The following is a 24192-nucleotide window of genomic DNA, read 5'->3' as shown; positions in this document are numbered from 1 at the left end:
CGGGCACGAGCGCGGTAAGAGTTTCCCTACTTCATCAAGGCACCCGCCGCGCACGGCGCGGCGCGCGCGGCCCGGCGCCCGGGCCTGCGCTCCTGTCTCCGCCCCGCTCCAGCCCGCCCGCCGACCGCACGCCTGACAGCTTGGGTTGATGGGCGACGACCCACGATGCGGCCGAGGCGGTACGCGAGTGCGGCTTAAGACGATGCCTCCGGCGGGGGCGCTCAAGCTCCGGGATGGAGGGGGCCCCGTGGGCGAGTGGCCGGCCGGGGGTGCTGAGGTGGGGGACTCCCATCCCGTCTGCCGTCGAGCCAGGCAGAGCCGAACAGACACGGCACCAGGCGTCCAGGTCGTTCGTACAGTGGCGCGCTCCACCTGGACGCCCGGCACCGCGCCTGCTCCACGGAGTGTGGGTCGACGGCAGACGGGATGGGAGTTAGGGAGGGGTGCGTGGTGGGCTGGAGACAGGGAGCCCTTACGGCGGCGGCTTCAAATTGAGCTGAGACGACGCCGTGTCACGAGAGAATTCCAACCAGTATCCCTTGAAGGATGCCGGCGTCCGCACGACGAGTCGGTGGAATCCATTGCCCATCGGCACGACTTCGACCAGGCGAGCATCGGCAATAGAACTCGCACCGACAGGTGCAGTGAACTGCGCCTCGGGATCCGCGCGGATAGCCTCCTGCAGCGAGTGAGCAACCCGCTCAACAGCAATATTCAGTAGGAGCTCAACGTCTCCCATGAGATCTACTTCGTAGGCACACCAGTCCACGACGGAATCGATCGGACCAGGGCTAGACGCAGCTTGAGCAGCCTGATTCAGCCCTTTAGTGTCAATCCCTAAAACATTCTCGATTGTCCCTTGAGGGTGTAGCCACATTCCATGATCGCGCCAAATCGCCAGAAGCTTTTCCTTGCGTACGGGATGCGCAGTCTCCGCAGGAATTGAGTGAGCCAACCAGTTGGCCCTATCTTTAGGGCTTGAGGAGATTCCTGCTCTCGTCATTTCGGCAATCAAGGGTTTGAGGATTTCAGAAGTCTTGGGAGGCTCTTGAATCAACTCACCCCTGTACCTGCGGGTGACTTCCGGGTATGAATCCATCACTCTCTGCACGCTACTTTCAAGGCAAGCATCCAGGTCTGCAACGGCTCGAACATCGACACCGAGGGTGTGGGCGATCTCAAACCAGAGTGCCACTTCGACGCTTCCCCCACAAAGGACAAGGTCCGTTTGCGCCACGACCTCTGAATCCTTCGTTCGCTCGAGAGATGCAGAGAGAGCGGCGATATCATGAACGCCTTCAACTAGTACGGGACGTGGGGAGAAGACGAGCTGGCTCACCAGGTCAGGGTTCTTCCGAAGAGTGGCAGCCACTTGGTCGCGACGCCTCTCGGTCTCCTCTCCTCGCTGTCGATCGAAAAGCGCACAGGAGAGTGAAGCGGGGCGCCGTCCAGCCTGGAAGTGCCAAATTCCTCCCAGGTCGTCCGTTTCCCGAATTCGGAGAAGCGACGGCTCGTGCGTGATAATCAACGCATGCCTATTTCGTTCGATGCATTCTTTCCGTAGCTCGGCCAACCATAGGCGAGCCATTGATGGATGCAGGTGCAACTCGGGCTCGTCTACCATCAAGAGGGACCAGTCATCGCGGTAGGAGGCCGCGAGCAAAATCACTAGCTCGCGCAGGCCATGCCCCTCGTCGCGAAACAGGGAATATTCTACGCCTCCAACAAGGACATACGGATCCAGATAGCCCGAGCTTTCCCTGAGCTGAATAGTTCGACCCAGCGCCCTTTTCAAAAAGGCAGCCACCTTCAGCCAGACGTCAGGCTGCTCCCGAAGTGAATAGAGTTCCTCGGTGGCGAAATGCCTATCGCGTGCGATCTGTTTCATCTGAGTGCGATCGCTCTCGCCGAGCGGAATTCCCTTGAAATCAACCGGATTCGCCCCCCAGGTGTAGCTATGGAAGGACATCAGGCTGACTAGCCTATCTGTATCAAGTAGCCTGCTATCGGTAACCTTACGTGTAAGCGCCTTCGCCGCTCTCGACTTTCCGCTTCCGTTTCTGCCGACGAAGAATGTTAAGGGATGGCTCCACTCGGGGATCTCGAGGTAGGGATCAGGCTGGTCCTTGGCCTGCTGAGGGAATACCTCACTGTAATCAATTCGGACTGGCGGGAGCGAGCTCGGCGAGTTGGTCATTTTCTCATCGTGCCAGCTGCGCTAGGGCATCGTCCTCGGAACGTTGAGAGTTGCGCCGGAGTCAACGTCAGCCGCCACGAGGTGCGAGCAGGCATCGCTCTCAAGGGGCCTGTGCCCAGTGGCTAACTCCGTGACAACCGCGACGCGTAGCCGCGAACAACCGTGCACTTCAGCGAACCATCCGCGCTGGTGAGGAGAGTGGCGGCCCGATGGCGACGAGCGTCCCAAGTTGCTTAGGGACGGCATCCTGCCCAGTTGCGGTACCGCATCTGTGTACCGCAACCACAGCTAGCGCTCCTGTCCGTCGGCGCCCCTTCGCGACTCTTCGACGGCCGGTATGATCGCCGCTGACCGTTCCGGCTAGAGCTACGTATCAGACTGACCGTGCCAGATCCATGCCAGATCGAGCGGTGAGCTGCGGTCAATCAGGGCGTGCGACGGTGCGGATACCCGGTAGCAGACCCAGGCGCCTTGGACGTCTGGTGACCAGCGAGAACGTCTCCGCGATCGGCTCCAGGCTTACAAGGCAGTGGTCACGGGCTTCTGTCGCTGTAAGGATCTGTATATGGACGAGTACGTGTGGCCTACGGGTCCCAACGTGCCAGCACCGCATGCAACTCGGCGGAGCTGGGCGGCAACCGTTGAGGCTCTGCCCGTCGGCTCCCGAGTCACCGGGGAAGTCTGCGGGCGCCAGCGCTTCGGGGTCTTCATCCTCCTCGACGGCTTCCCGGAGGCCATGGCACTGGCCGAGATCATTGCGATGCCGCCCGGGGCCGAGCTGCCGACCATCGGGGCTCGCACCGAGGGCGAGGTCATCTCGCACGTCGAGCACAACCATCAGGTGAGGGTGAAGCTCGACGAGTGGACGACGTCTGGTGCGCTCGGCGCCGGTAACGGGTGATGCAAAAGGAAACAGTTCCCACCTGCCCCCTGTGCGACAGGCTGCTGAAGGCCGGCGCGTTTGTTCTGTGCCGACGGGACGATGACGACAGACACACCTGCCGTGTGGTCTGGGGCTGTTCCGAGCAGCACGTCTGGTGGAAGTGGGCCGACCGCCCTAGCGGCCCCTGGAGCTCTGCCCCCATCCGGACCTGTTCAGCGCATGACATGCCGGTCGGTGTCAGCATGCCGGCTGACTCACTGATGGACCGTGGCCTATTCGTGGACTGGAAAGGCGACGGAAGGACCTCCGAGGTCCCTGAGCTGCTGAAAGAAGAGAGGCACACGCGCCCTCCGGAGCGGTGTGCGCAGGCGCTACAGAGGGGCCTCGGATTGTGTCCGGGCCCCTCTGTCTTTGGGTGCGCGTCAGCGCTAGCCCAAGGCAGCCGCCGGCAGCCGTGGGCCTTCATTGCCGTCGCGTGTGCTGACGTCTGGTGCTGACAGGCGGTGGCCGCGGCTTGTTGCTACGCGGAGCGTGTCCTTGAGGGCATCTGTCAGGTCCGCTGTCAGGCGTCGAAGCTCATCCGGGTCGGTCCTCTCGTCGTTGAGGACTTCCAGCACATGTGCCACGAGGTCGGCCGCCAGGCCGAGTTGGATCGCTTCGGTGTTGTCGGCCAGGCGGGACAGGTGACTGGTGCTGTTGTCGGTGCTCAGGTAGCAGGGCTTGCCGTCGTGGCCCGTCCAGGGGAGGAGGCGCAGCTCGTTCTGGGGCGTCATCCCTCGGCCCTTCTGCCTTCGGTCGTGTGGTGGGTGGTGAAGCGTGCGTCGGCGCGGTCGCCGGGGAGGATCAGGAGGGCGGCCTCGACGACGCGGCCTGTGGCGTCGGCAGAAACGCGGGTGATCGCGAGGACGGCCAGCGCCGAGCTGATCCGGAGGGTTGAGGCTTCCTCCGGGGTGGGGAGGCGGGCGCTGGCCTTCTCTCGGATCTCCGCGATCCGGAGCCCGAGCTCTGCCGACTTGGGCCAGTGGCAGGACGATTCGGCCGGCGCCAAGTCACGAGGGACGTAGATGCGGGCCAGGCTGTGTGGCGACTCCCTCACGTGGCTGACGCAGAGGTACTCAGTCAGCAGGGTCCGCGATGGCACCTTCAGCAGGGTGCTCAGCGCCCCTTGGGCCCGGAGCTGAGTGGTGCGGACCGTGACGTGGAGAGTCGGAACGATGGGCGTGAGGGCGCCTCCCTCGTACGTGAGTCTCCGGCGGAGGCGGCGGACGAAGTTGCCTTTGCCGTGGTTCTTCTCGATCAGACCCTCGGCCTGGAGGAGCGCGAGGGCGTTGCGCAGCGTCACCGTGCTGACCTCGTAGCGCGCGGCGAGCTGTGGCTCCGACGGGAGGCGTTCGCCGGGCTTGAGGACGCCCGTGGTGATCTGGCTCCGGAGGTCGTCGGCGATGGTGTGGCGGAGTGACAGCACGGGTTGAATCACCACCTTCTAAGGACTCGCACGGCGACGAACCGGGTTCGGGGGTGCATGGTCAGCAGTTCGCCCGACTCGAAGAGGACGCGTTTGGCGCCGCGGGGCAGCTGGAAGAGGTCGGCCACTCGGCAAGGCTGGCCGCCGATCTGGATGACGTCGCCGCGCTGCACATTGGTCGAGGTGATCTCGACGGTGGAGGCCATCGCACCGCTGGGAGTCCATGCGCTCATGAGGCCGCCTCCGTGGGAGTGGTTGAGGCGGCCGGCGCGTGGCAGGAGCAGGCGCATGTCTCGTAGATGACGGGAACGCCGACCGGCGCCGTCACCGGGGACGAGTGCGCGCACTCGTGGTGCGTGCCGATCCGGCACGAAGTCGATCGGTAGGGGGCGGCCTTCGTCTGCTGCATCAGTGGGCCTCCGCCGGCTTGAAGCAGGTGCAGGGGAGGAGTTCCTCGACTGCCAGTACATATGGGCGGACGAGGGCGGTCTCCTCACCCGGAAGGAAGTCCGTGCGGGCCCAGGGCTGCCTTAGCGACGGCGTCGACCAGTCGGCAAGTACGGGGCTGGTGGGCATTAAGGGGGCGCGGTGGCGGGCCTTTCGGGAGTACCGCTCTCTGGTGCGCGCGATGGCGCGGCGGATACGGTTGAACATGCTGATCAGCTCCTATCGCTGATGGCCAGGTCCCCGGACATCGCCCGTCGCGGGGACCGCTTTGTTCACGGCGGCCCATAGAGTTCGGCCGCCCAGGATGGTGGCGAGGAGACCGAAGTGGTCTGCCTGTGCCACGAATCCAGGACCTGCCGCCATGTCTCTGCGGGCAGGGGTTCTGACACCTCCGCTTCGATCGACGTGTGTCTGGCGTGCTCCAGCACGCGGGTGGTGAGTCCGATGGCGGACAACCGTGCGGCGAGGGCCTCCGCGCTTACTTCTGGAGCAGGCACAGGACAGCCTCCGTCACCGGCGATCACTTTGGGTAAAGCTAGTTAACTAGGTTAGAGCTAGTGGACTAGATTTTCCATATACCTGAGCAGCCGCCCTACCTCCGCATCGCCGACGTACTCCGGCGGCGGATCGCGGAGCACGAGTGGACGCCCGGAGACCGGCTGCCCTCTCGGGCCCAGATCGGCCAGGAGTGTGGCGTGGGCGAGAACGTCGTCCGCCGCGCTCAGGAGCTCCTGATCTCCCAGGGCGTACTGGAGGGACGGGCCGGGTCAGGGACGTACGTGGCCGAGCCTCGGCAGCGCGTGCGGATGGTTCGGTCCGCGGCGCGTGAGCAGCCCGATGGGTCCCCGTTCCGCGCGGACATGAAGGCCGTGGGGCGGCACGGGGGTTGGGAGAGCCGGACTGACGCCAAGGTTCCGGCGCCAGCGGAGATCGCGGCGCGCCTCGGCATCACCGAAGGGGACCTGTGCGTCCGGACTATGTATGAGTTCCTCGCCGACGGACGACCCGTGCAGCTGTCCACGAGCTGGGAGCCGTACGACCTCACGGGCGGGACCCTCGTGGTCCTTCCCGAGGGCGGGCCCCACGCCGGAGCTGGTGTTGTGAACCGGATGGCCGAGATCGGCATCACGGTCAGCCACGCCGTAGAGCAGCCGGAGCCGCGGCAGGCGACCGCCGAAGAGGCATCACTCCTCGGCATCCAGAAGGCCGCCCTCGTCACGCACATCCGGCGGACGTACTACAGCGACGAGGGGCGGCCCGTGGAGACGGCGGACATCGTCGTCCCTGCCTCACTGTGCGAGATCGTCTACGAGATTCCGATCGGTCGTTAGCGAGGCCGCCCCTCCCGAAGTCCGTGAGGAGCTCAGACTATGGCCCGAGCGTCGTGCTGTACCGGGCAGGTCCACGGACTGCCCGACGCGCTGGAAGCTTACGGACCGTGATCACTCGCCCCATGGCAGCTCCCACCCAAAGCCGCTCGACCGACCTCCAGGATGCCGGCGCGTTGCAGCCCCTGACCTGACGTCACGTAGGGCGTAAGAGATGTTGCAGCCAGTGATCGGCGAAAGGAGGCTGTGGGGGATGCACCGGATCCCAGCGAGCGCGGACAGAACCGCGCAGGTCGCGGTGCGCGAGGAGAGCATGCGATGCGGATGATGATGAAGGCCCGCATGGACACCCAGATGTCGAACAAGGTGACGAAGGGCGGAGCGATGCCGGACTCGCTGAAGTCCACCATCGAGCGGCTGAAGCCGGAGGCCGCCTACTTCACCCCTGAAGGTGGGCGCTCCATGATCCTCGTGTTCGACATGCAGGACAGCTCTCAGTTGCCCTCCATCGCAGATCCGTTCTTCCAGGAGATGGGCGCGGAGGTCACGTTCGAGCCGGTCATGAACCTCGACGATTTGCAGAAGGGTCTTGCCGCCCTGAAGTAGCGGTACTCGCCTCAGCGACCGCACGCTGATCAGCCTCAGCGGCCTCAGCGATCGCCCCGCGGTGGTTCACATCGAGGGGCAGCCTGACATCCAAGGCTGACATCAACGACGACGGACAGCAGCAGCACCGAGCGATCCGCGGCAGCGACGTTGCCCGCACGACGGCTATGCGTGACGGCTGTCTGATCGAACTCCTAAAGCGGGTGTCGCAGGTTCGAATCCTGCCGGGGGCACAAGAGCAGAGGACCCCTACCGATCTCGGTAGGGGTCCTCTGCCATCCACGGCTGACATCAACGCCAGCGGTCAGGGACGCCCGGGCCGCCTCTTGAGCAGCCGGTCCATGTGACTGATCGCCTCGCGCTGTGTGTCCTGGACGACGTGCGTTTACACGTCCACGGTGACGCCGCACGCCAGATCGAGTGCTTCCTGGAAGCCCCGGCAAGGTGCGTAGCGCTCACCACAGAGGCGCTCGCAGCTCCCGGGCACGAGCGCGGTAAGAGTTTCCCTACTTCATCAAGGCACCCGCCGCGCACGGCGCGGCGCGCGCGGCCCGGCACCCGGGCCTGCGCTCCTGTCTCCGCCCCGCTCCAGCCGCGCGGCCGCCGGCCGCGCGGCTGGAGCGAGCACACTTGCTGCCGGACGGTAGCCCGGGGTGGCTGGGGCCGGTCGGCTCCACGGCTTTAGGCAGCCGCCATGGGGCGAGCCTCGAAGATCGGGGGCCCGCATCGGGCTGTTGCGGGCAGGTCCAGAGACTGCCGTCGCGGGAAGCTTACGGGCCCCGATCTCTCGCCCCATGGCAGCTCCCGCCCAAAGCCGCTCCACCGACCTTCGAACCGCTGGCTCGGGTGTCGGAGGGTGCTGGTAGAACACGTCCATGGTGTACCGATTCACAGCGCACATAGCGTGCGGACTCGATGATCCGGAGCAGGACGACTGCATGCTGGCTGGGCTTGCTGAGTCTGATAACGAAGAAGACTTCTCCATGATGTTCATGTGCGACTTTGGGGAGTCCGACGCGCAGGAGGTTTCCCTTGGCATGGACACCCACTGCCTTGTCACGCCCGACCAAGGAACGGCGTATGGGTGTGTGCGACTGGTAGAGCTGGACGGTGATGTCCTTCGGGTCACCTTGGACCCCACGTCCTTGGCCGAGCTGGGCCTGACCGATCCCGTGGTTGAGGCCGTCCTGTGCGCACCGGAGGCTGACACTGCACGCATGCGCGAGGTGCTCTCACGCATCCTTGCCTACGGCCGACCAGATGCCCGCCCAGTAGTGAGGGCCCTGTAGAGACGAGGACGCCGCGCGGCAGTTGCCCTTGCCGCAGCAACGGTTTGATCGAACTCCTGAAGCGGGTGTCGCAGGTTCGAATTTGCCGGGGGCGCAGGAAGAAGGGCCGGCACATGGGCGCATTTGGCCGGTGCCGGCCCCGCCGGGTGATCGCGGCCGGGTCGCCTCCGTCGGCAGCTCCGGCCCGGGGCTGCGCGCCGGTCTCTGACGGTAGGTTGACGGAGCTGATCAACGCGGAGAGGCCAGGGGGAGGGTACGCGTGAACGAAGACGAGATCAGGCGCGCGGTGGCTCGGGGGATCAGGGACCATCAGAGGTCGCAGCCGAAGCCCAAGGGCATCGTCGACGAGGCGTCCAGCGCCGCGTGCGGCTGCATCGTGATGTTCGTGGTGGCGCTGGTCGTCATGGGGATGGTCGTGGCGTACAACAGCTAGCTGTGATCATCAACGAGGCCTCTTCTTCATGGAGGCGATCACGGCGGTGGCGCCGACGGTCGTGACGAGGCTTCCCGCCATGACCATCAGCACGCCGACCATGAAGAGGCCGCTGGAGTCGTCCGACCAGTCGACGTAGGCGGCGACGGTCAGGCCGGCCGTGACGCCGAGGACCGCGCCTGCGACGTAGCCCCGGGATGCCGCCCAGTACAGCGGCGGCAGCAGGGTCAGCACCAGCCCGATCACCTGCCACGCCTCGTACGGGCCGGTCACCGAACCATCAGGATGCACGTCGCGGTGCTGGTCCCAGCCCAGCCAGGCGGCCCACACCGCTGCCGTCGTCACAGCCAGCACGAGGATCGCGAGCAGCTGGGGAACACGTTTCACAGGTCGTCGAGGCATGGCCCAAGCGTTCCGGCTTCCGCTGTCGCCGGCCAGAGTCCGCGTACTCACCTCTGCGTGAGTTCGGCAACCGCCGGCACGGCGGAGCGGGAGTGCGCCTGAACGGCCTTCAGTGCGTGCTCGGTCGGGGCGGGGCGCTTGGTTTCGGCGTGCCCCGCGTAGAGGGCGGTGTTCGCGGCACCACGAGCGAGAGGGATTCCATGGCAATCGTGATGAACCTCGCGTGGCCGGAGATCACGCCCGAGTCGTACGACGCCTCGCGGGAGCGCGTGCGTTGGGAGGAGGACGTTCCCGACGGGTGTCTGATGCATGTGGGGTGGTTCGGCGACGACGGGTTTCACGCGCTCGACGTCTGGGAGCCGGAGCGGCAGTTCAACCAGTTCATCGCCGACCGGATCGGGCCCGTGGTCAAGGGCGAGCTGGGAGTGGAGAGCGACCCCCAGGTGACGATCTCGACCCTCCGCCGGCGCTTCGTCGCCCCGGGGGTCACCGGCGCCGCCTGAGGGGCCCCTCCATGCCTCCGGCCCGTCAGCGGGCTGGGTGGGCCTCCGGCGTCAGCGGAGTTCGTCCGGGCAGGTCGTGCCTCGGGGGAAGAGTTTGTACGGCGCCGCCAGGCGGTAGGTGCCCGGCTTCGGGGCCACCAGTTCCGTCCATTCGTCGCCCTCCGCGTCCGCCTCCGCCTTCAGCAGGCAGCCGTTCTCGTTGAGGAAGACCTTCGGGAGTTCCGTCTCCGACTCCTCCCGTGCCAGTCGCGAGGCCTCCGTCTCCTCTGGGGGCTCGACCTTGCCGCCGTTCTCATCGAGGAGCGCCAGCCACGGGGAGTACGGGACGCGGATCAGCACCCGACCCGGGGTGTCGACCTCGATCACGACCTCGTTCGCGCCCGCCCGGCGCACCTCGGCCGGCGGGTCGGCCAGCGGGGTCGGGTTGTCCACCTCGTACAGGCGCCAGTTGGCGTCGGACCAGACCTGCTTCAGGTACGGCAGGCCGTCGCCCACCAGCTCCGCCTCCCGTTCCGCGCCCGAGTCGGGTGCTCCGGTCGGCAGGACCACGTAGTGGACGGCCCAGCGGTCGAGCCACTCCTGGTAGTTCGAGGCGTTCAGCGTGTCGTCGTAGAAGAGCGGGTTGCGCTCCATGTCCGCCTGCCGGTTCCAGCCGCGGGCGAGGTTGATGTACGGCGTGAGGGCGGAGGACTCGCGGTGGCTGGAGGCCGGGACGACCTCCACCCGCGCCTTCTCCGCCCCGCGTACCTGCAGCTGGTTGATCAGTGGCGCGACCTCGCGCGCCCAGGACGCGTCCGGGGCGGTGCGGATGACGTCGTCGACGCCCTTGAAGCCGATCCAGAAGTTCAGGCCCGCGAAGGCGAGCACGATCGCGTACCAGCGGCGCGAGCGAGGGGCCGTGAAGGGCAGCGCCGCGAGGAGGACGACGCCCGCGAAGAGCATCACGAGCCGCGAGACGTTCGACCCGATCTGGGAGTCGATCAGCCAGGTCAGCAGCGTGCCGGCGGCGTACACGGCCGCCCCCGTGCGGACCGTGCGCCAGTCGCGCGGGACGAGCAGGAAGCACAGCACCCCGAAGAGGAACGGCAGCGACGTCGAGGCCAGCGACATCGGCTGCGTACCGGAGAAGGGGAACAGCCAGGAGGAGACGGCGACGACCGCCACCGGGGCGATGCCGAGGGCGTACGCGCCCGGGCGCCGCTTGTTGAGGAAGAGCGCCGCCGCCGCCACCCCGAGGAAGAGCCCGGCCACCGGGCTGCAGGCCGTCGCGAGACCGGCGAGGGGGGCGGCGACCGCGGCCTTCGCCCACCGTTTGCGCCGCCAGCGGTAGGGCCAGCAGAAGACGGCGGCGACCGAGCCCAGCGCGAACATCATGCCGAGCCCGAACGTCACGCGCCCCGACAGGGCGTTGCACAGGAACGCGAAGACGCCGGCCAGCGAGCACGCCAGCGGATTGCGGACCGTCGGCACCCGCACCAGGATCAGCGCCGTCAGACCGGCCGAGACCGTGCCGGCGATCATCATCGTCGAGCGCACGCCGAGCACCGACATCACATACGGCGAGATCACGCTGTACGAGACCGGGTGCATGCCTCCGTACCAGGCGAGGTTGTACGCGGAGTCCGGGTGCCGTCCCACGAACTCGGCCCACGCGTCCTGTGCGGCGAGGTCGCCGCCGCTGTTCGCGAACAGGAAGAACCAGAGGACGTGGGCGAGCGCGGCGACACCCGTCGCGATCATGACGGGGTAGCGGCGCCGGCGGCGTCGCGGGGTCTCAGGAGCCTCAGGAGCCCGGACTGCCGTCCCCGTGGGGGGCCGGGGGGCGGGGAGGTTTATTCGCGGAGGGGCGGGAGAGAGAGGAGAGGCCGGAGGGGCTGCGGCTCGCTTCCGCGCGGCGTCGTCGGCGCGTGTCGGCTCGGCGGTGGTCACTGCGGCCCTCTCCCGTGCTGCCCTTCGCGCATGCTTCTGGTCTCTCGGAACGCTAACAGCTGGGTGCCCCGGAGACCGGGGCACCCGTCACGTCGCCCCGGCGGATCAGCCCGAGCGGGTCAGCCGGGACCGGCCGGCCCGGGCGGGTCAGCCCGGGTGGGTCAGCCCGGGTGGGTCAGCCCGGGTGGGCCGGCCCGAGCGGGGCCCGCCCGAGCGGGGCCGGCCCGGGCCGGTCACCGATGCGGACAGCCGACGCGAGTCAGCCGATGCGGGTCAGCTTCTTGTCGAAGCCCGGCTCCACCAGGTCGGACCGGAGGGCGACGGGGGCGCTGACCTTGCCGGCGCCGGTGCCGATCGACACCTGGCCGACGACGTCGCCCGCCTTGCCGGCGTGCGGTACGGCCTTGCCGCCGTCGGTGAGCTGGAGATTCACCTTCAGGCCCGGCCAGCCGATGGCCTTGAGCTCCTTCGTCGCGATCACCGGCGTCCGGCCGCCGAGCCCGTCGTCGACGTAGCCGACGACCTGGCCCTTGCGGACGACGGCGGCGGAGGTGACGTCCTTCTGCGCCTGCTGGATCAGCTTCAGGCTGTAGTCGATCGCCAGCTGGAGCTTCTTGTGCAGCTGGTCGGCGTCCTTCGCCCCCATCACTACGCCCAGGATGCGGCGGTTCTTGCCGTCGATCACGGTGTTCGCGGACCAGAGCAGGTTGCCGCCGGCCGGCGTGGAGGACCCCGTCTTGATGCCGCTGACGCCCGGCTCCAGGAGGATGTTGTTGTTGTTCTCGATCTGGCCCGGGATGCCCTCGACGGTCAGGTTCGGCATGTTCACGATCTCCCGGAACACGTCGTACTGCATCACCGCCCTCGCCAGCTTCAGCTGGTCCTGCGGGGTGGAGACGGTCGTGGACTGCAGGCCGGACGGGTCGGTGTAGACGGAGTCGGTCATGCCGAGCTCCTTGGCGGCGGCGTTCATCTTGTCGACGAACGCGGCCTCCGAGTCGGCGTCCCAGCGGGCGAGCAGCCGGGCGACGTTGTTCCCGGAGGGGATCATGAGGAGCTGGAGCAGCTGCTTCTCCGTGTACTCCTGCCCCTCCTTGATCGCCGCCGTCGACTCGTCCTTGGCCTTGGCCTGCTCGCCGGCCTTCTGGTCGACCGTGATCTTCGGGCCGGCTTCGTTGCCCTTGATGGGGTGGTCGCGGAGGATCACGTACGCCGTCATCGTCTTGGCGACACTCGCGATCGGCGCGGGCTTCTGAGCCCCGTACGTCCCGAGCGAGCCGACGCCCTCGACCTCGGCGGCGCCCTGGCCCTCGGTGGGCCACGGCATGTTCAGCTCGCCGCCCGCGAAGGTGAACGTGGGGGCGGCGGAGAGGCTCAGGACGGGAGCGGGCAGCGGTCGTACGAACTGTGCGATCGCAAAGATGATCAGCAGAAGGATGACCAGCGGCGTCCAGATCCGCACTCGCCGGACGGTGGTGCGCAGCGGCGTCGGCGGCGGGGGCGGGGTGTTGGTCAGTTCCGCGAGCAGGTCCAGCGGGGGAAGCGGCGGCATCGGCTGCTGCCTGGTCCGCTCGGCCTCGGTGAGGGACGGCGGGGGTACGGGGAGGGGGGCCGGCGCCTTCGCCGCGGGGGCCGCGGGCGCCTTGGTCTCAGGCGCCTTGGCCGCCGGCTGCTTCGCATCGGGGGCGGCGGGTGCCGCACGGGGGACGTCCGGGCGCAGGGGGACGAACTTGCTCGTGCGCTCGGCGGGAGACTCCGGGACGGACGGCTCGGCAGCGGACTCGCGGGCCTCCGGCGCCTTCGGCAGCGGCGGGATCATCAGCGCGGTCGTCGGCTGATCCACGACGGGCGGCCGCACCGCCTTGAACACGGCGGTGGGCTGATCGACGGCCTCAGGCTCGTCCTCGGCCCCGCCCTCGGTCTCGGAGCCCAACTCGGCCTCGGAGCTCTCCTCGGCCTCGGGACTCTTCCCGGCCTCGGGCTTGCCCTCCGGCTCCGGCTCCGCCTCCGGCTCGGCGTCGTCCGCGGCCTCGGGCTCGCCCTCCGGCTCCGGCTCCGGCTCGGCGTCGTCCGCGGCCCCCGGCTCAGCGGTCTCGGCATCCTTCCGCGCCGCGAACCAGGACCCCTCGGCGGTCTCCGCCGCCGGGGCATCCTCGGACTCGGCCGGAGCCGGCTTCTCGTCCGCCTCTGACGGCTCCTCGTCGCCGGAGGCGACCCACGCCGCCACCGCGTCCCTCAGACGGTCGCCACCGGCCTCTGCCGGCTCGTCCGCCGCATCGGCCGAGTCCGCCGCATCGGCCGAGTCCGCCGCATCGGCCGAGTCCGCCGCGCCGGCCGACTCCGTCGAGTCGTCCGCCGGTTCTTCCGCCGAAGGAGCCTCCACGACCTCGTCCGCCACCGGCTCCTCGGCCGCCGGCCCCTCGGACACCGGCTCCTCGGCCGCCGCCTCGTCCACCGTCGGCGCGTCGTCCTCCGACGTACGCGGTGCCAAGGTCTTGAAGACGGCCGTCGGCTGGTCGACCTGGACCGCCGAAGCCGTTCCCGACGGCTGCGCTTCGCGAAGCACGGAGAGCCGCGGATCCCGGCCGCCCGCCGGAGTCGTCTCCGCGGAAGCCGTCGAGCCCCCTGAAGACCCCGAAGACTCCTGCTGCTCCGCCTTGTCGGGGGACTCGCCCGCCACCGTGCCTCCTCCATGCGTCATTCGTACGTCCGAACCGTGTACCAGTGTCCTGTGTGAACCCCTTGGCACCCGTGCTAGACGAGAACGACATACCTATCGGTTCCCGTACGAACCACCCAGGCACTCTCGACAGATGAATGTGAGAGGGGTCACCCTGTGACTCATCCACGCGGGGAGGCATGGATGGGCAGGAGCCGCAGAACACTTCCGGAGGAGCTTCTGCTGCTCGCTCTGGACCCGGCCACGGGTACCACAGCGCAGCCGCAGTCGCTCGACCTGGGCCTCGCCGGAGCACAGCTAGTGGAGCTGGCTCTGGCGGGGCGGATAGCCCCTGACGGGGATCGTATCGCCGTGGTGATGCCACGGCCGACCGGAGATCCGACTCTGGACTCCGCACTGGAACTGCTGCGCAGACGCGGCAGCCCGGTTCGGGCCGTCCACTGGATCGGCGGACCCCGACTGGGGCTCCGCCAGACGTATCTCTCGCATCTGGAGCGATGCGGCATGGTGCATGCCGTGGAGGGCCAGATGTGCGGGGTGCTGCCGACGACTCGCTACCAGGCGACGGAGACGGCGATCAGCCGGGAGATCAGGGCCCGGCTGGACAGTGCGATCCGCACCGGCGTACCGCCGGACCCGCGGACCGCGGCGCTCGCCGCGCTGGCCCACGCGGTCGGACTCGGCAAGCACCTGTACCCGGGGAACGAAGGACGGTCGTCGCGGTCCCGGCTGCGCGATCTGATCCGGCACGACCCCATGGGCGGCCTCGTGGCGCACGCCGTGATGGACGTCCAGAACGGTGTGGCCGCCCAGCCGCGCCGTAACCCGGCGACGGGTGGCGGGCGTCCCGCGGGCGTCCCCGAGCAGCCCCGTCGCGGCGGCATGGTCCGCGCCGCCGTCCACTAGAACAGAACCGACCCGGAAGAACCGGTCCGGGAGCCGCACGCGAGCGCGGGGTGGTCGTCACGACCGCCCCGCCCACGCGCGTTTCCCCAGCGTTGTGACCGTTTCCCAGCGCACACCACACCTTTGGTGGCAGTCTGCCAAGCAGTAGATACTCACAGCTACGCAGCCGACAGCCGGAGGTGCAGTTTCCGTGGCGTCCAACGTCAACCCCACCGTCAGGCGACGCCGATTGGGCCAGGAGTTGCGCCGGCTCCGGGAGCAGAAGAACATGACGGCCGAGCAGGTCGCCGAGCGCCTTCTGGTCTCGCAGTCCAAGATCAGCCGCCTCGAGAACGGCCGTCGCTCGATCAGTCAGCGGGATGTCCGCGACCTGTGCGGGGTGTACGAGGTCGAGGACGAGCGGGTCGTCGAGTCGCTGATGCAGATGGCCAAGGACTCGCGCCAGCAGGGCTGGTGGCACGCCTTCGGCGACATCCCGTACAGCGTCTACATCGGCCTGGAGACGGACGCGGAGAGCCTGCGGGTGTACGAGCCGCAGATCATCCCCGGGCTGCTGCAGACGCACGGCTACGCGGAGGCCGTGATCGCCGGCGCGCTGCCCGAGTCCACCCCCGCCGACATCGACAAGCGGGTCTCGGTCCGCACCCGGCGGCAGGACCGGATCAAGGACGAGGAGCGTCCGCTGCGACTGTGGGCGGTGATCGACGAGGGCGCGCTGCGCCGGATCGTCGGCAACAAGCAGCTGATGATCGAGCAGTTGGAGCATCTCGTCGAGCAGTCGCACCTGCCGCACGTCACCGTGCAGGTGCTGCCGTTCGACATGGGCGCGCATCCGGGAATCAGCGGGCATTACGCGATCCTGGAATTCCCGGACACGTCCGACTCGAGCGTCGTGTACATCGAGGGTGTGACGAGCGACCTTTATCTGGAGAAAGCCCAGGATGTCGCCAAGTACAGCGTGATGTACGAACATCTGCGGGCGCAGGCGCTGAATGTGGAGCAGACCCGGGACTTCATCGAGGAGATTGCGAAGAAGTACGCGGCGGCCTGATCCGGTCACCGCGGCGCCGCTGCGGGGCCTATGCGCGGCCGGTACGAAGTGAAAGGCCGGTACGGTACACCGCGGCCTCACCCCAGCGGAAGCCCGCTTGGAATATGCCATCCGGTCGAGTGAACGCCCGCCCCACGCGACGGGACCGGCGAGTAGCGTCGATCACGCCAGCAAGAAGGTTGGCGCGACACACTACTGGCAGAACCGGAGCTAAGAACATGGCGATTATTCAGGGCGCTACGGACACCTGGACGAAGTCCTCCTATTCCGGCGGAAACGGGGCCTGCGTCGAAGTCAAGTCCCCCGTCGTGGCATCGATCGCGGTCCGGGACTCCAAGGCCCCCGAGGGTCCGTCCATCGCTTTCGGGTCGGGGTCGTGGAACGCCTTCGTCGGCTTGGTCACCACCGGGACTCTCTGAGTTCGCTCCGCACCACGGAAAGAGCCCTCTCGTCCGGTCCGCCGTCCTGGCCGAGGGGGCTCGGCCGTTCCCGAGAAGGCTCGGCCCCGAAAGGAACGGCTCCGAAAGGCTCGGCTCCGAAAGGGCCGGCTCAGAAAGGCTCGGCTCCGAAAGAGCCGGCTCCCGAAGGGCTCAGCGAAGCTGGTCCACGTACCGGTCCGTGCCCGGCACCGTCGGGATGAACGGCGCCACCAGCTCGGCCCGCCCGGCCTCCCCCGCGACCGTGTCCAGGTCCGCGAAGTGGGCGGACCAGCAGGCGCGCGGGTCGCGCTCCAGGAACCACAGCAGGGTCAGCCGCGTGTCGGCCCCCTCGACCTGCTTCACGTACGTCATCCGGTCGCCGGGCAGCGGTGTCGGCCGGAAGACCGTGACCATCGCCGCCGGAGAACCGGTGAGCCGCCGGGGCAGTTCGCGCGAGCACAGCCGTTCGAGCAGCTCGACCCGCCGCTCCGGCCCCTCCGTGTCGATCACCTGGAGGATCAGGCCCGCGTACGGGTGGTCGAGGGCGTGGACGTCGCGCGGCCCGGCCGCCCCGTCCCGGTACACGGTCGCCTCGTGGTTCTGGAAGGCCGTGAAGACGTGCGTACGGTCGTGGTAGACCCGGGCGTCGCGGTTCAGGCGCTTGTTGACGGCGACGGTCCACTTCATGTGGTCGTCGTAGCGGCCCTCGGTGATCCAGTACGTGGAGAGGTAGCAGCCGGCCGTGACGGGCTGGGCGACCGCGGACTTCTCCGGGACCCGGAGTTCCTGGAGCTCGCGGGTGGCGACCCAGCGGCGGCCCGCGTACATCCAGGGCATCGCCATCGCCCCCGCGTAGTAGTGGTCGTCCTCGTACCAGCGGTTGTAGGCGTACTCGTGACCCGGGTGCGGTTCGACCATGGTGATCAGCGCGTGTCCCGGGCGGACCCCGTACGGCCCCACCGCCGCCAGCTCCGCGTACGTCTCGCTGCGTGTCCCGCTCCCCGCCTCGTCCATCTCCCGCCCTTCCCTTGTCCGTCGGAGACCCCTACTCTGACGGGCCGTCAGGTAGATGGCCAGAGGCGGGAGGCGCCCGGATGCTGCTCCAGGGAAAGACCGTGGTCGTGTCGGGTGTCGGTCCCGGGCTCGGGCGCCGGATCGCCGAGACGGTGGTACGGGACGGGGGCAACGCGGTGCTCGGCGCGCGCACCGAGGCCAACCTCGCCAAGTCGGCGGCCGAGATCGACCCGGAGGGCGGACGCACCGCGTACCTCGCCACCGACATCACCGACGAGGCGCGGTGCGAGGCGCTCGCCGCGCTCGCACTGTCGCGCTTCGGCGCGATCGACGCGGTGGTCCACGTCGCCGCCTGGGACAGCTGTTTCGGCGGCCTGGAGGACGCCGACTTCACCACCTGGCAGGGCGTCCTGGACGTCAATCTGCTGGGCACCCTGCGGATGACCCGGGCGTGCCTGCCGGCGCTCAAGGAGCACGGGGGTGCCGTCGTCCTGGTCGGGACGCAGTCGGCGGTGGCGGCGCCCTCGCAGGTCCAGCAGGCGGCGTACGCGGCCTCGAAGGGGGCGCTCACCTCTGCGATGTACTCGATGGCCCGCGAGCTGGGCCGCCATCGGATCCGGGTCAACAGCGTGCTGCCGGGGTGGATGTGGGGCCCGCCGGTCCAGGCGTACGTGCGGTTCACCGCGCACACCGAAGGGGTGGCGGAGGCCGAGGTGCTCGGCCGGCTCACGGAGCGGATGGCGCTGCCGGAGCTGGCGACCGACGGGGACGTGGCGGAGGCGGCGGCCTTCCTCGCCTCGGATCGGGCGCGCGCCATCACCGGGCAGTCACTGCTCGTCAATGCGGGCGAGCTGATGCGGTAGCCGCGGAGGCGGCCCGACCCGGCCGTACGACGACCCTTCGTCGTACGGCCCTTTTTGACCCCATCTGAATTCATGTCCGTGAACTCAGGTCAAAAACCCGAACGATTTTACGTTCTCTTGACCCTCCTGTCCGTTGTCGTGGCTGCTCAACTCGCCACACCATGAACGGCGTTCACAAGGCGGACCGGACCCCTGGAGGGGGCTCAATGAACAGTCTCGACTGGGCCGTGCTCATCGGCTATTTCGGCGTGATGGTCGCGATCGGCGTCTGGTCCCACAAGCGCGTGGACAACGTCTCCGACTTCTTCACCGCCGGAGGCAAGATGCCCTGGTGGCTCTCCGGCATCTCCCACCACATGTCGGGCTACAGCGCCGTGATGTTCACCGGCTACGCCGGCATCGCGTACACCTACGGCGTCACCTCCTACGTCACCTGGTCCTTCCCCATCGCGATCGGCATCGCCATCGGCGCCCACCTCTTCGCGCCCCGCCTCAACCGGATGCGCTCACGCCTGCACGTGGCCTCGCCCCTCGAGTACCTGAAGAACCGTTACAACCTGCCCACCCAACAGGCCCTCGCCTGGTCGGGCGTCCTGCTGAAGATCGTCGACGTGGGCGCCAAGTGGGCGGCGATCGCCACCCTGCTCTCCGTCTTCACCGGGATCTCCCTCAACCAGGGCATCCTGATCACCGGCGTGATCACCGGCATCTACTGCACGGTCGGCGGGCTCTGGGCCGACGCGCTCACCGAGCTCGGCCAGTTCGTCATCCAGTTCTTCGCCGGTATCGCGATGCTCGTCGCCGTCATGGCGAAGCTCGGCGGCTTCAGCGCGCTGTGGACCGTCTGGGACCGGCCCGAGCTGCAGGGACACACCGCGCCGACGGCCGGCCCCTACACGATGACCTTCCTGCTCGCGTATCTCTTCATCAAGACCTTCGAGTACAGCGGCGGCATGTGGAACCAGGCCCAGCGCTACATGGCCACCCCCGACGCCCGCGAGGCGACCCGCTCCGGCCGGCTCTCGGCGGTGCTCTGGTTCGTCTGGCCGCTGGTCCTCTTCTTCCCCATGTGGGTCGCGCCGCTGCTCGTCGACCCACAGAAGCCCGACGCCTCCGACTCGTACGCCCTGATGACCGAACAGCTCCTCCCCCACGGGCTCCTCGGCCTGGTCATCGTCGGCTTCTTCTCCCACACGATGGCCATGTGCTCCTCCGACGCCAACGCCATCGCGGCCGTCTTCACCCGGGACATCGCGCCCGTCATGAGCAAGGCCGCGCGGACCTGGTCGCAGCGGGCCGGGCTGCTCGCCGCGCGCTGGTCGACGATCGCGTTCCTCGGCCTGTCGATGGCGGTGGCCACCCAGGTCAACTCCCCCGCCTTCAAGGACATCATCACCGTCGTCATCAAGTGGGTCGCCGGGCTCATGGGGCCGATCGCGATCCCGTTCATGCTCGGCCTGCTGCGGTCCTTCCGGAAGTCCGGCCCCACTGCGGCGCTGGTCTCCTGGGCGGCCGGTCTGTTCGCCTTCTGGCTGACCAACTACGGCCTGGACGGCATCGAACTGCAGATCCAGATCGTCTCGCCGCTCGCCACCTCGCTCATCCTGTACGTCCTGATCGGCTTCATCAGGCCGGAGGACACCCCGGAGCGGGACGCGGTCCTCGACAGGCTCCACTCGGACGACGGCAGCCCCGCCGGTGGCGCCGCGGCCGCGGCCGCCGTTCCCGCGCAGGGCGGCGGCGACCGCGCCGATCAGCCCCTGGGGTAGCGGGCGAGCCAGCCGGGCGACGACTCCGAGGGGCTGTGCAGAGCGGCCCCCTGGGTCATCTCCATCGCGAAGTCGTCCGCGAGCTCCAGGACCGTCGCACGGCCCTCCAGTTCGGCCAGCCAGGCCGGCGGGAGGGCCGTCTCGCCGTGCAGGGCGCCGAGCAGCGCGCCGGTCACCGCTCCCGCCGCCGCCGACGGCCCGTCGTGGTTGACCGCGAGGCGCAGCCCGTGGCGGATGTCCTCGCCGACCAGCGCGCAGTAGACGGCGGCGGCGAGCAGGTTCTCCGCCCGGTCCTCGTCCGCGCCGAGCGCGGTCACCCGGGCCGCGTTCGGCATCCCCTGGCGTACGGCCCCCAGCGCGTGCTGCAGCGCGTCGGTGACGGGCTCGTGGCCGGGGCGCGGGGCGAGCTGGCCGAGCGCCCGCTGCACCGCGCCGTCCACGCTCTCGCCGCGCGCGAGCCCGTGCACGACCACGGCGAGGGCGCCGGCCGCGAGGTACGCGGCCGGGTCGCCGTGGGTCTGCGCCGCGCACTCCACGGCCAGCTGGCACACCAGCTGGGGCTCCCAGCCCACCAGGAGCCCGAAGGGGGCCGAGCGGACCAGGGCGCCGGAGTCGGTCGCGTCGGGGTTCTTGGGCCGGTCCAGGGTGCCGAGGATCTCGTCGCCGAAGCCGGTCAGGCAGGAGCGGGCCGGGTCGCGGCGGGCGTAGAGCCACTCCTCCCGGGCGAGCCAGCCGTTGTCCTTGCGCCGCTCGTCGGGGCCCCAGTCGCGCTGGGTGGCGGCCCAGCGCAGATGGGCCCGGTGGACGTCGGTGGGCGGGTGCCAGGCGCCGGTGTCGCGGCGGACCTGGGCGCGGATGAGCCCGTCGACGGTGAACAGGGTCATCTGCGTGGCGGCGGTGACGGCCCCGCGTCTGCCGTACGCGGGCACCGGTTCGGTGAGTCCTTCGGGCCCGTGGGCGGCCCGTATCTCCTCCAGGGTGAGCCCGGCCACGCCCGCGCCGAACGCGTCGCCGACAGCGCCGCCGAGGAGGCAGCCCCGGACCCGGGCCCGGAAGTCCTGCTGCTCGGCACGGCCCCACACGGCCGCGGCGGTTGTGGTCACGACGTGCCCTCCCCCGGTGACGCAGGTCTGACGCAGGTCTGGTCTGCCGCAGCACTGTAATCGACCGGGTACGCGCGTTCGGGGGTCGGAACGTTATGTGATCGGACGCCCTTCAGGACCGGGTTTGGCTCAGTCTGGCAGGACCGGCAGCAGCTCCGGGAGGTGCCCGTCGGAGGCCCGGGCCGCCCTGATCCGCTCCTCGGGGACCTCGCCGTACAGCGTCGTGCGGGGGCGGGAGGGCCGCCCGGCCGCCTCCGCGATGGCGACGAGATCCTTGACCGAGCGGTACGAGCCGTAGCTGGAGCCCGCCATCCGGGAGATCGTCTCCTCCATCAGCGTGCCGCCGAGGTCGTTGGCGCCCGAGCGGAGCATCTCGGCCGCGCCGTCCGCGCCCAGCTTCACCCAGCTGGTCTGGATGTTCGGGATGTGCGGGTGGAGGAGGAGCCGGGCCATGGCCGTGACCGCCCGGTTGTCCCGGACCGTCGGGCCGGGTCGGGCGATGCCCGCGAGATAGACGGGGGCGTTGGTGTGGATGAAGGGGAGTGTCACGAACTCGGTGAAGCCACCGGTCTCCCGCTGGATGCGTGACAGCGTGCGGAAGTGACCGAGCCAGTGGCGGGGCTGGTCCACATGCCCGTACATCATCGTGGACGAGGAGCGGATGCCCAGCTCATGGGCCGTGGTGATCACCTCGATCCAGGTGGCCGTGGGCAGCTTGCCCTTGGTGAGGACCCAGCGGACCTCGTCGTCGAGGATCTCGGCCGCCGTGCCGGGGATCGAGTCGAGCCCGGCCTCCTTCGCCGCCGTCAGCCACTCCCGTATCGAAAGGCCCGTACGCGTCGCTCCGTTGACGACCTCCATCGGGGAGAAGGCGTGCACGTGCATGCCCGGGACGCGTTCCTTCACGGCCCGCGCGATGTCGAAGTAGGCCGTGCCCGGCAGGTCCGGGTGGATGCCGCCCTGCATGCACACCTCGACCGCGCCGACCTCCCACGCCTGCTCGGCCCGGTCGGCGACCTGGTCCAGGGAGAGGGTGTACGCGTCGGCGTCGGTGCGGCGCTGGGCGAAGGCGCAGAAACGGCAGCCGGTGTAGCAGACGTTGGTGAAGTTGATGTTCCGCGTGACGACGTACGTGACGTCCTCGCCGGCCACCGACCGGCGGACGTCGTCCGCGATCCGGGTCAGCGCGTCGAGCGCCGGCCCGTCGGCGTGGAGCAGGGCCAGGGCCTGGTCGTCGGTGAGCCGCGTCGGGTCGTCGGCGGCGACGGCGAGGGCCTCGCGGGCATCGGTGTCGATGCGCTGGGGGACCATGCCCGGCGCCGCCGCCTCGCGCAGCGACTCCCAGTCCCCGTACGCCTCGTCGAAGTCGTCCCGGCGGTCGTGGGTGCGGCCGGTGATGTCGATGGTGCGATGCAGGTCGGTCCGGCCCGTGGCGGTGAACGCCTCGTCCGGCTCCTGCCAGGGCAGCCCGCGCACCGGGGCCTCCGGGTTCGCCAGACCCGTCTCCGGGTCGGCGAGGGCGCGGACGTGCGGGAGGAGACGCGGGTCGAGCCAGGGCTCGCCACGGCCGACGAACTCCGGGTAGACGCAGAGGCGTTCGCGCAGCTCGAAGCCGGCCGCGCGGGACTTCTCGGCGAGCGTGTCGATCTGCGGCCAGGGCCGCTCGGGGTTCACATGGTCGATGGTGAGCGGCGAGACCCCGCCCCAGTCGTCGATGCCTGCGCCGATCAGCCGTCCGTACTCCTCGTCGACGAGGTTCGGCGGGGCCTGCAGGCAGGCCGAGGGGCCCATGATGTGCCGGGCGACGGCGATCGTGGCGACCAGGTCGTCGAGGTCCGCGTCCGGCATGCCGCGCATCGCCGTGTCCGGCTTGGCGCGGAAGTTCTGGATGATCAGCTCCTGGATGGAGTGGTAGGCGCGGGAGACCTTGCGCAGCGCGAAGAGCGACTCGGCCCGCTCCTCGTACGTCTCGCCGATGCCGATGAGCAGCCCGCTGGTGAAGGGGACGGAGGAGCGTCCGGCGTCCTCCAGGACCCGCAGCCGCACGGCCGGTTCCTTGTCCGGGGAGCCGTGGTGCGGGCCGCCGGGCTCGGACCACAGCCGGGTGGCCGTCGTCTCCAGCATCATCCCCATGGAGGGGGCCACCGGCTTGAGCCGCTGGAAGTCCGTCCAGGACAGCACGCCCGGATTGAGATGGGGCAGCAGTCCGGTCTCCTCCAGGATCCGGATCGCCATGGCTCGTACGTATGCCAGGGTGTCGTCGTATCCGTGCGCGTCCAGCCACTCGCGCGCCTCGGGCCAGCGGTCCTCGGGCTTGTCGCCGAGCGTGATCAGCGCTTCCTTGCAGCCCAGTTCGGCGCCCCGGCGGGCGATGTCCAGGACCTCGTCCGGAGACATGAACATGCCGTGCCCGGCCCGGCGCAGCTTGCCCGGCACGGTCACGAACGTGCAGTAGTGGCACTTGTCCCGGCAGAGCCGGGTGAGCGGGATGAACACGCTCTTCGAGTACGTGATGACACCGGGCCGGCCGGCCTGCTCGAGACCGGCGTCCCGCACCCGGGCCGCCGAAGCGGCCAGGTCCTCCAGGTCGCCCCCGCGCGCCTGGAGGAGCACGGCGGCCTCGGTGACGTCGAGCGCCACCCCGTCCCTGGCTCGCCTGAGGGCACGGCGCATGGCGTTCTCGGTGGGCCGTCCGGGCTGGTGATCCGTCATGCGTCGAGCATACGAGCCGACCGTGACCTGCGGTGGGGCCTGTGGACAACCCCGGAGACCACGGCGATCACGGAGATCGCGGAGATCACGGCGATGAGTAGGAGTACTCATCCGCCCCCGCCCGCGACTGCATACGATGACGCCCGGCAGCTGATGATCACATTCTCGGGGGAATCTGGTGACGTTCGAAACC

General features: G+C 69.0%; 21 protein-coding genes and 2 pseudogenes. 11 read left to right on the top strand and 12 right to left on the bottom strand.

Translation table 11 applies throughout. The features are described 5' to 3' along the window. Positions 1-472: 472 nt before the first annotated feature. Complete coding sequence (locus IE136_RS31195) at positions 473-2197, bottom strand: ATP-dependent nuclease (protein ID WP_229819331.1); 1725 nt, start codon at positions 2195-2197, stop codon at positions 473-475. Positions 2198-2762: 565 nt separating this feature from the next. Between IE136_RS31195 and IE136_RS36135 the strand changes: the two genes are divergently transcribed. Then, positions 2763-3098, top strand: coding sequence for a hypothetical protein (locus tag IE136_RS36135; protein WP_229819330.1), 336 nt, complete (start codon positions 2763-2765; stop codon positions 3096-3098). 410 nt (positions 3099-3508) lie between these two features. Here the strand turns inward: IE136_RS36135 and IE136_RS31185 are convergent, their stop codons facing one another. The 4 genes and pseudogenes from IE136_RS31185 to IE136_RS36130 all read right to left on the bottom strand — a co-directional run bounded on the left by IE136_RS31185 (position 3509) and on the right by IE136_RS36130 (position 5489). After that, positions 3509-3853 carry a hypothetical protein gene (locus tag IE136_RS31185; RefSeq protein WP_189601974.1) on the bottom strand — a complete coding sequence of 115 codons (345 nt, stop codon included), beginning with the start codon at positions 3851-3853 and terminating at the stop codon, positions 3509-3511. After that, complete coding sequence (locus IE136_RS31180) at positions 3850-4557, bottom strand: GntR family transcriptional regulator (RefSeq protein ID WP_189601973.1); 708 nt, start codon at positions 4555-4557, stop codon at positions 3850-3852. Before IE136_RS31180 ends, IE136_RS31185 begins: the two co-directional genes overlap by 4 nt. Beyond that, positions 4554-4778 carry a hypothetical protein gene (locus IE136_RS31175; RefSeq protein WP_189601972.1) on the bottom strand — a complete coding sequence of 75 codons (225 nt, stop codon included), beginning with the start codon at positions 4776-4778 and terminating at the stop codon, positions 4554-4556. The genes IE136_RS31180 and IE136_RS31175 overlap by 4 nt, the downstream gene beginning before the upstream one ends. A 433-nt stretch (positions 4779-5211) precedes the next feature. Beyond that, positions 5212-5489 (bottom strand): annotated as a pseudogene (locus IE136_RS36130) (hypothetical protein). Between the two features lie 78 nt (positions 5490-5567). Here IE136_RS36130 and IE136_RS31170 point away from each other — a divergent pair. Then, a complete protein-coding gene (locus tag IE136_RS31170; RefSeq protein WP_189601982.1) occupies positions 5568-6323 on the top strand; it encodes a GntR family transcriptional regulator in 756 nt (251 codons plus the stop codon). Positions 6324-6566: 243 nt separating this feature from the next. Beyond that, entirely contained in the window at positions 6567-6926 is a 360-nt protein-coding gene (locus IE136_RS31165) for a DUF3303 family protein (RefSeq protein WP_308432498.1), read from the top strand. Positions 6927-7230: 304 nt separating this feature from the next. Here IE136_RS31165 and IE136_RS36125 read toward each other — a convergent pair. Further along, positions 7231-7311 (bottom strand): annotated as a pseudogene (locus IE136_RS36125) (integrase); the annotation flags it as partial. A gap of 490 nt (positions 7312-7801) precedes the next feature. Here IE136_RS36125 and IE136_RS31160 point away from each other — a divergent pair. Beyond that, on the top strand, positions 7802-8215 hold the full coding sequence (locus tag IE136_RS31160) for an Imm10 family immunity protein (RefSeq protein ID WP_158988113.1): 414 nt from the start codon (positions 7802-7804) through the stop codon (positions 8213-8215). Positions 8216-8474: 259 nt separating this feature from the next. Beyond that, positions 8475-8648 (top strand): hypothetical protein, encoded by a 174-nt coding sequence (locus tag IE136_RS31155; RefSeq protein WP_158988114.1) that lies wholly within the window; start codon positions 8475-8477, stop codon positions 8646-8648. A 9-nt stretch (positions 8649-8657) separates the two neighbouring features. Here IE136_RS31155 and IE136_RS31150 read toward each other — a convergent pair whose 3' ends face one another. After that, on the bottom strand, positions 8658-9050 hold the full coding sequence (locus IE136_RS31150; protein ID WP_158988115.1) for a hypothetical protein: 393 nt from the start codon (positions 9048-9050) through the stop codon (positions 8658-8660). Positions 9051-9250: 200 nt separating this feature from the next. Between IE136_RS31150 and IE136_RS31145 the strand changes: the two genes are divergently transcribed. Further along, positions 9251-9553, top strand: coding sequence for a hypothetical protein (locus IE136_RS31145; protein WP_158988116.1), 303 nt, complete (start codon positions 9251-9253; stop codon positions 9551-9553). A gap of 51 nt (positions 9554-9604) precedes the next feature. Here IE136_RS31145 and IE136_RS31140 read toward each other — a convergent pair whose 3' ends face one another. Both IE136_RS31140 and IE136_RS31135 read right to left on the bottom strand, forming a co-directional pair. After that, positions 9605-11482 (bottom strand): DUF8823 domain-containing protein, encoded by a 1878-nt coding sequence (locus IE136_RS31140; protein WP_373309184.1) that lies wholly within the window; start codon positions 11480-11482, stop codon positions 9605-9607. A 259-nt stretch (positions 11483-11741) separates the two neighbouring features. Next, positions 11742-14183, bottom strand: coding sequence for a D-alanyl-D-alanine carboxypeptidase (locus tag IE136_RS31135; RefSeq protein ID WP_229819326.1), 2442 nt, complete (start codon positions 14181-14183; stop codon positions 11742-11744). A gap of 162 nt (positions 14184-14345) precedes the next feature. On the opposite strand from IE136_RS31135, the gene IE136_RS31130 reads away from it, so the two are divergent. The 3 genes from IE136_RS31130 to IE136_RS31120 all read left to right on the top strand — a co-directional run bounded on the left by IE136_RS31130 (position 14346) and on the right by IE136_RS31120 (position 16538). After that, the gene (locus IE136_RS31130) at positions 14346-15068 is read left to right on the top strand and encodes a GOLPH3/VPS74 family protein (protein ID WP_158988118.1); all 723 of its coding nucleotides are present in this window, start codon (positions 14346-14348) and stop codon (positions 15066-15068) included. Between the two features lie 190 nt (positions 15069-15258). Then, on the top strand, positions 15259-16119 hold the full coding sequence (locus IE136_RS31125) for a helix-turn-helix domain-containing protein (protein ID WP_158988119.1): 861 nt from the start codon (positions 15259-15261) through the stop codon (positions 16117-16119). Positions 16120-16337: 218 nt separating this feature from the next. Then, a complete protein-coding gene (locus tag IE136_RS31120) occupies positions 16338-16538 on the top strand; it encodes a DUF397 domain-containing protein (RefSeq protein ID WP_158988120.1) in 201 nt (66 codons plus the stop codon). Between the two features lie 171 nt (positions 16539-16709). Here IE136_RS31120 and IE136_RS31115 read toward each other — a convergent pair whose 3' ends face one another. Continuing rightward, the gene (locus IE136_RS31115; protein ID WP_158988121.1) at positions 16710-17552 is read right to left on the bottom strand and encodes a hypothetical protein; all 843 of its coding nucleotides are present in this window, start codon (positions 17550-17552) and stop codon (positions 16710-16712) included. A gap of 80 nt (positions 17553-17632) precedes the next feature. On the opposite strand from IE136_RS31115, the gene IE136_RS31110 reads away from it, so the two are divergent. Both IE136_RS31110 and IE136_RS31105 read left to right on the top strand, forming a co-directional pair. Then, positions 17633-18415 (top strand): SDR family oxidoreductase, encoded by a 783-nt coding sequence (locus IE136_RS31110; protein ID WP_189601971.1) that lies wholly within the window; start codon positions 17633-17635, stop codon positions 18413-18415. A gap of 206 nt (positions 18416-18621) precedes the next feature. Further along, complete coding sequence (locus IE136_RS31105; protein WP_189601970.1) at positions 18622-20184, top strand: sodium:solute symporter family protein; 1563 nt, start codon at positions 18622-18624, stop codon at positions 20182-20184. On the opposite strand, the gene IE136_RS31100 is transcribed toward IE136_RS31105, so the two are convergent. Next, positions 20169-21287 carry an ADP-ribosylglycohydrolase family protein gene (locus IE136_RS31100; RefSeq protein ID WP_158988124.1) on the bottom strand — a complete coding sequence of 373 codons (1119 nt, stop codon included), beginning with the start codon at positions 21285-21287 and terminating at the stop codon, positions 20169-20171. The genes IE136_RS31105 and IE136_RS31100 overlap by 16 nt on opposite strands. 129 nt (positions 21288-21416) lie before the next feature. Continuing rightward, complete coding sequence (locus IE136_RS31095) at positions 21417-23999, bottom strand: bifunctional FO biosynthesis protein CofGH (protein ID WP_189601969.1); 2583 nt, start codon at positions 23997-23999, stop codon at positions 21417-21419. Between the last annotated feature and the right edge of the window lie 193 nt (positions 24000-24192).

Origin of the sequence: Streptomyces lateritius (genome assembly GCF_014649715.1) — a bacterium.
In the GTDB taxonomy this organism is placed as follows: domain Bacteria; phylum Actinomycetota; class Actinomycetes; order Streptomycetales; family Streptomycetaceae; genus Streptomyces; species Streptomyces lateritius.
The sequence above is the reverse complement of the archived record's forward strand: the minus strand, read 5'-3'. Positions and strand labels throughout refer to the sequence as shown.

Bases quoted from the DNA above. Each gene is read 5' to 3' on its own strand.
- IE136_RS31195 (WP_229819331.1), bottom strand. From the start codon at position 2,197: ATGACCAACTCGCCGAGCTCGCTCCCGCCAGTCCGAATTGATTACAGT.
- IE136_RS36135 (WP_229819330.1), top strand. From the start codon at position 2,763: ATGGACGAGTACGTGTGGCCTACGGGTCCCAACGTGCCAGCACCGCAT.
- IE136_RS31185 (WP_189601974.1), bottom strand. From the start codon at position 3,853: ATGACGCCCCAGAACGAGCTGCGCCTCCTCCCCTGGACGGGCCACGAC.
- IE136_RS31175 (WP_189601972.1), bottom strand. From the start codon at position 4,778: ATGAGCGCATGGACTCCCAGCGGTGCGATGGCCTCCACCGTCGAGATC.
- IE136_RS31160 (WP_158988113.1), top strand. From the start codon at position 7,802: ATGGTGTACCGATTCACAGCGCACATAGCGTGCGGACTCGATGATCCG.
- IE136_RS31150 (WP_158988115.1), bottom strand. From the start codon at position 9,050: ATGCCTCGACGACCTGTGAAACGTGTTCCCCAGCTGCTCGCGATCCTC.
- IE136_RS31145 (WP_158988116.1), top strand. From the start codon at position 9,251: ATGGCAATCGTGATGAACCTCGCGTGGCCGGAGATCACGCCCGAGTCG.
- IE136_RS31135 (WP_229819326.1), bottom strand. From the start codon at position 14,183: ATGACGCATGGAGGAGGCACGGTGGCGGGCGAGTCCCCCGACAAGGCG.
- IE136_RS31130 (WP_158988118.1), top strand. From the start codon at position 14,346: ATGGGCAGGAGCCGCAGAACACTTCCGGAGGAGCTTCTGCTGCTCGCT.
- IE136_RS31120 (WP_158988120.1), top strand. From the start codon at position 16,338: ATGGCGATTATTCAGGGCGCTACGGACACCTGGACGAAGTCCTCCTAT.
- IE136_RS31115 (WP_158988121.1), bottom strand. From the start codon at position 17,552: ATGGACGAGGCGGGGAGCGGGACACGCAGCGAGACGTACGCGGAGCTG.
- IE136_RS31110 (WP_189601971.1), top strand. From the start codon at position 17,633: ATGCTGCTCCAGGGAAAGACCGTGGTCGTGTCGGGTGTCGGTCCCGGG.
- IE136_RS31105 (WP_189601970.1), top strand. From the start codon at position 18,622: ATGAACAGTCTCGACTGGGCCGTGCTCATCGGCTATTTCGGCGTGATG.
- IE136_RS31095 (WP_189601969.1), bottom strand. From the start codon at position 23,999: ATGACGGATCACCAGCCCGGACGGCCCACCGAGAACGCCATGCGCCGT.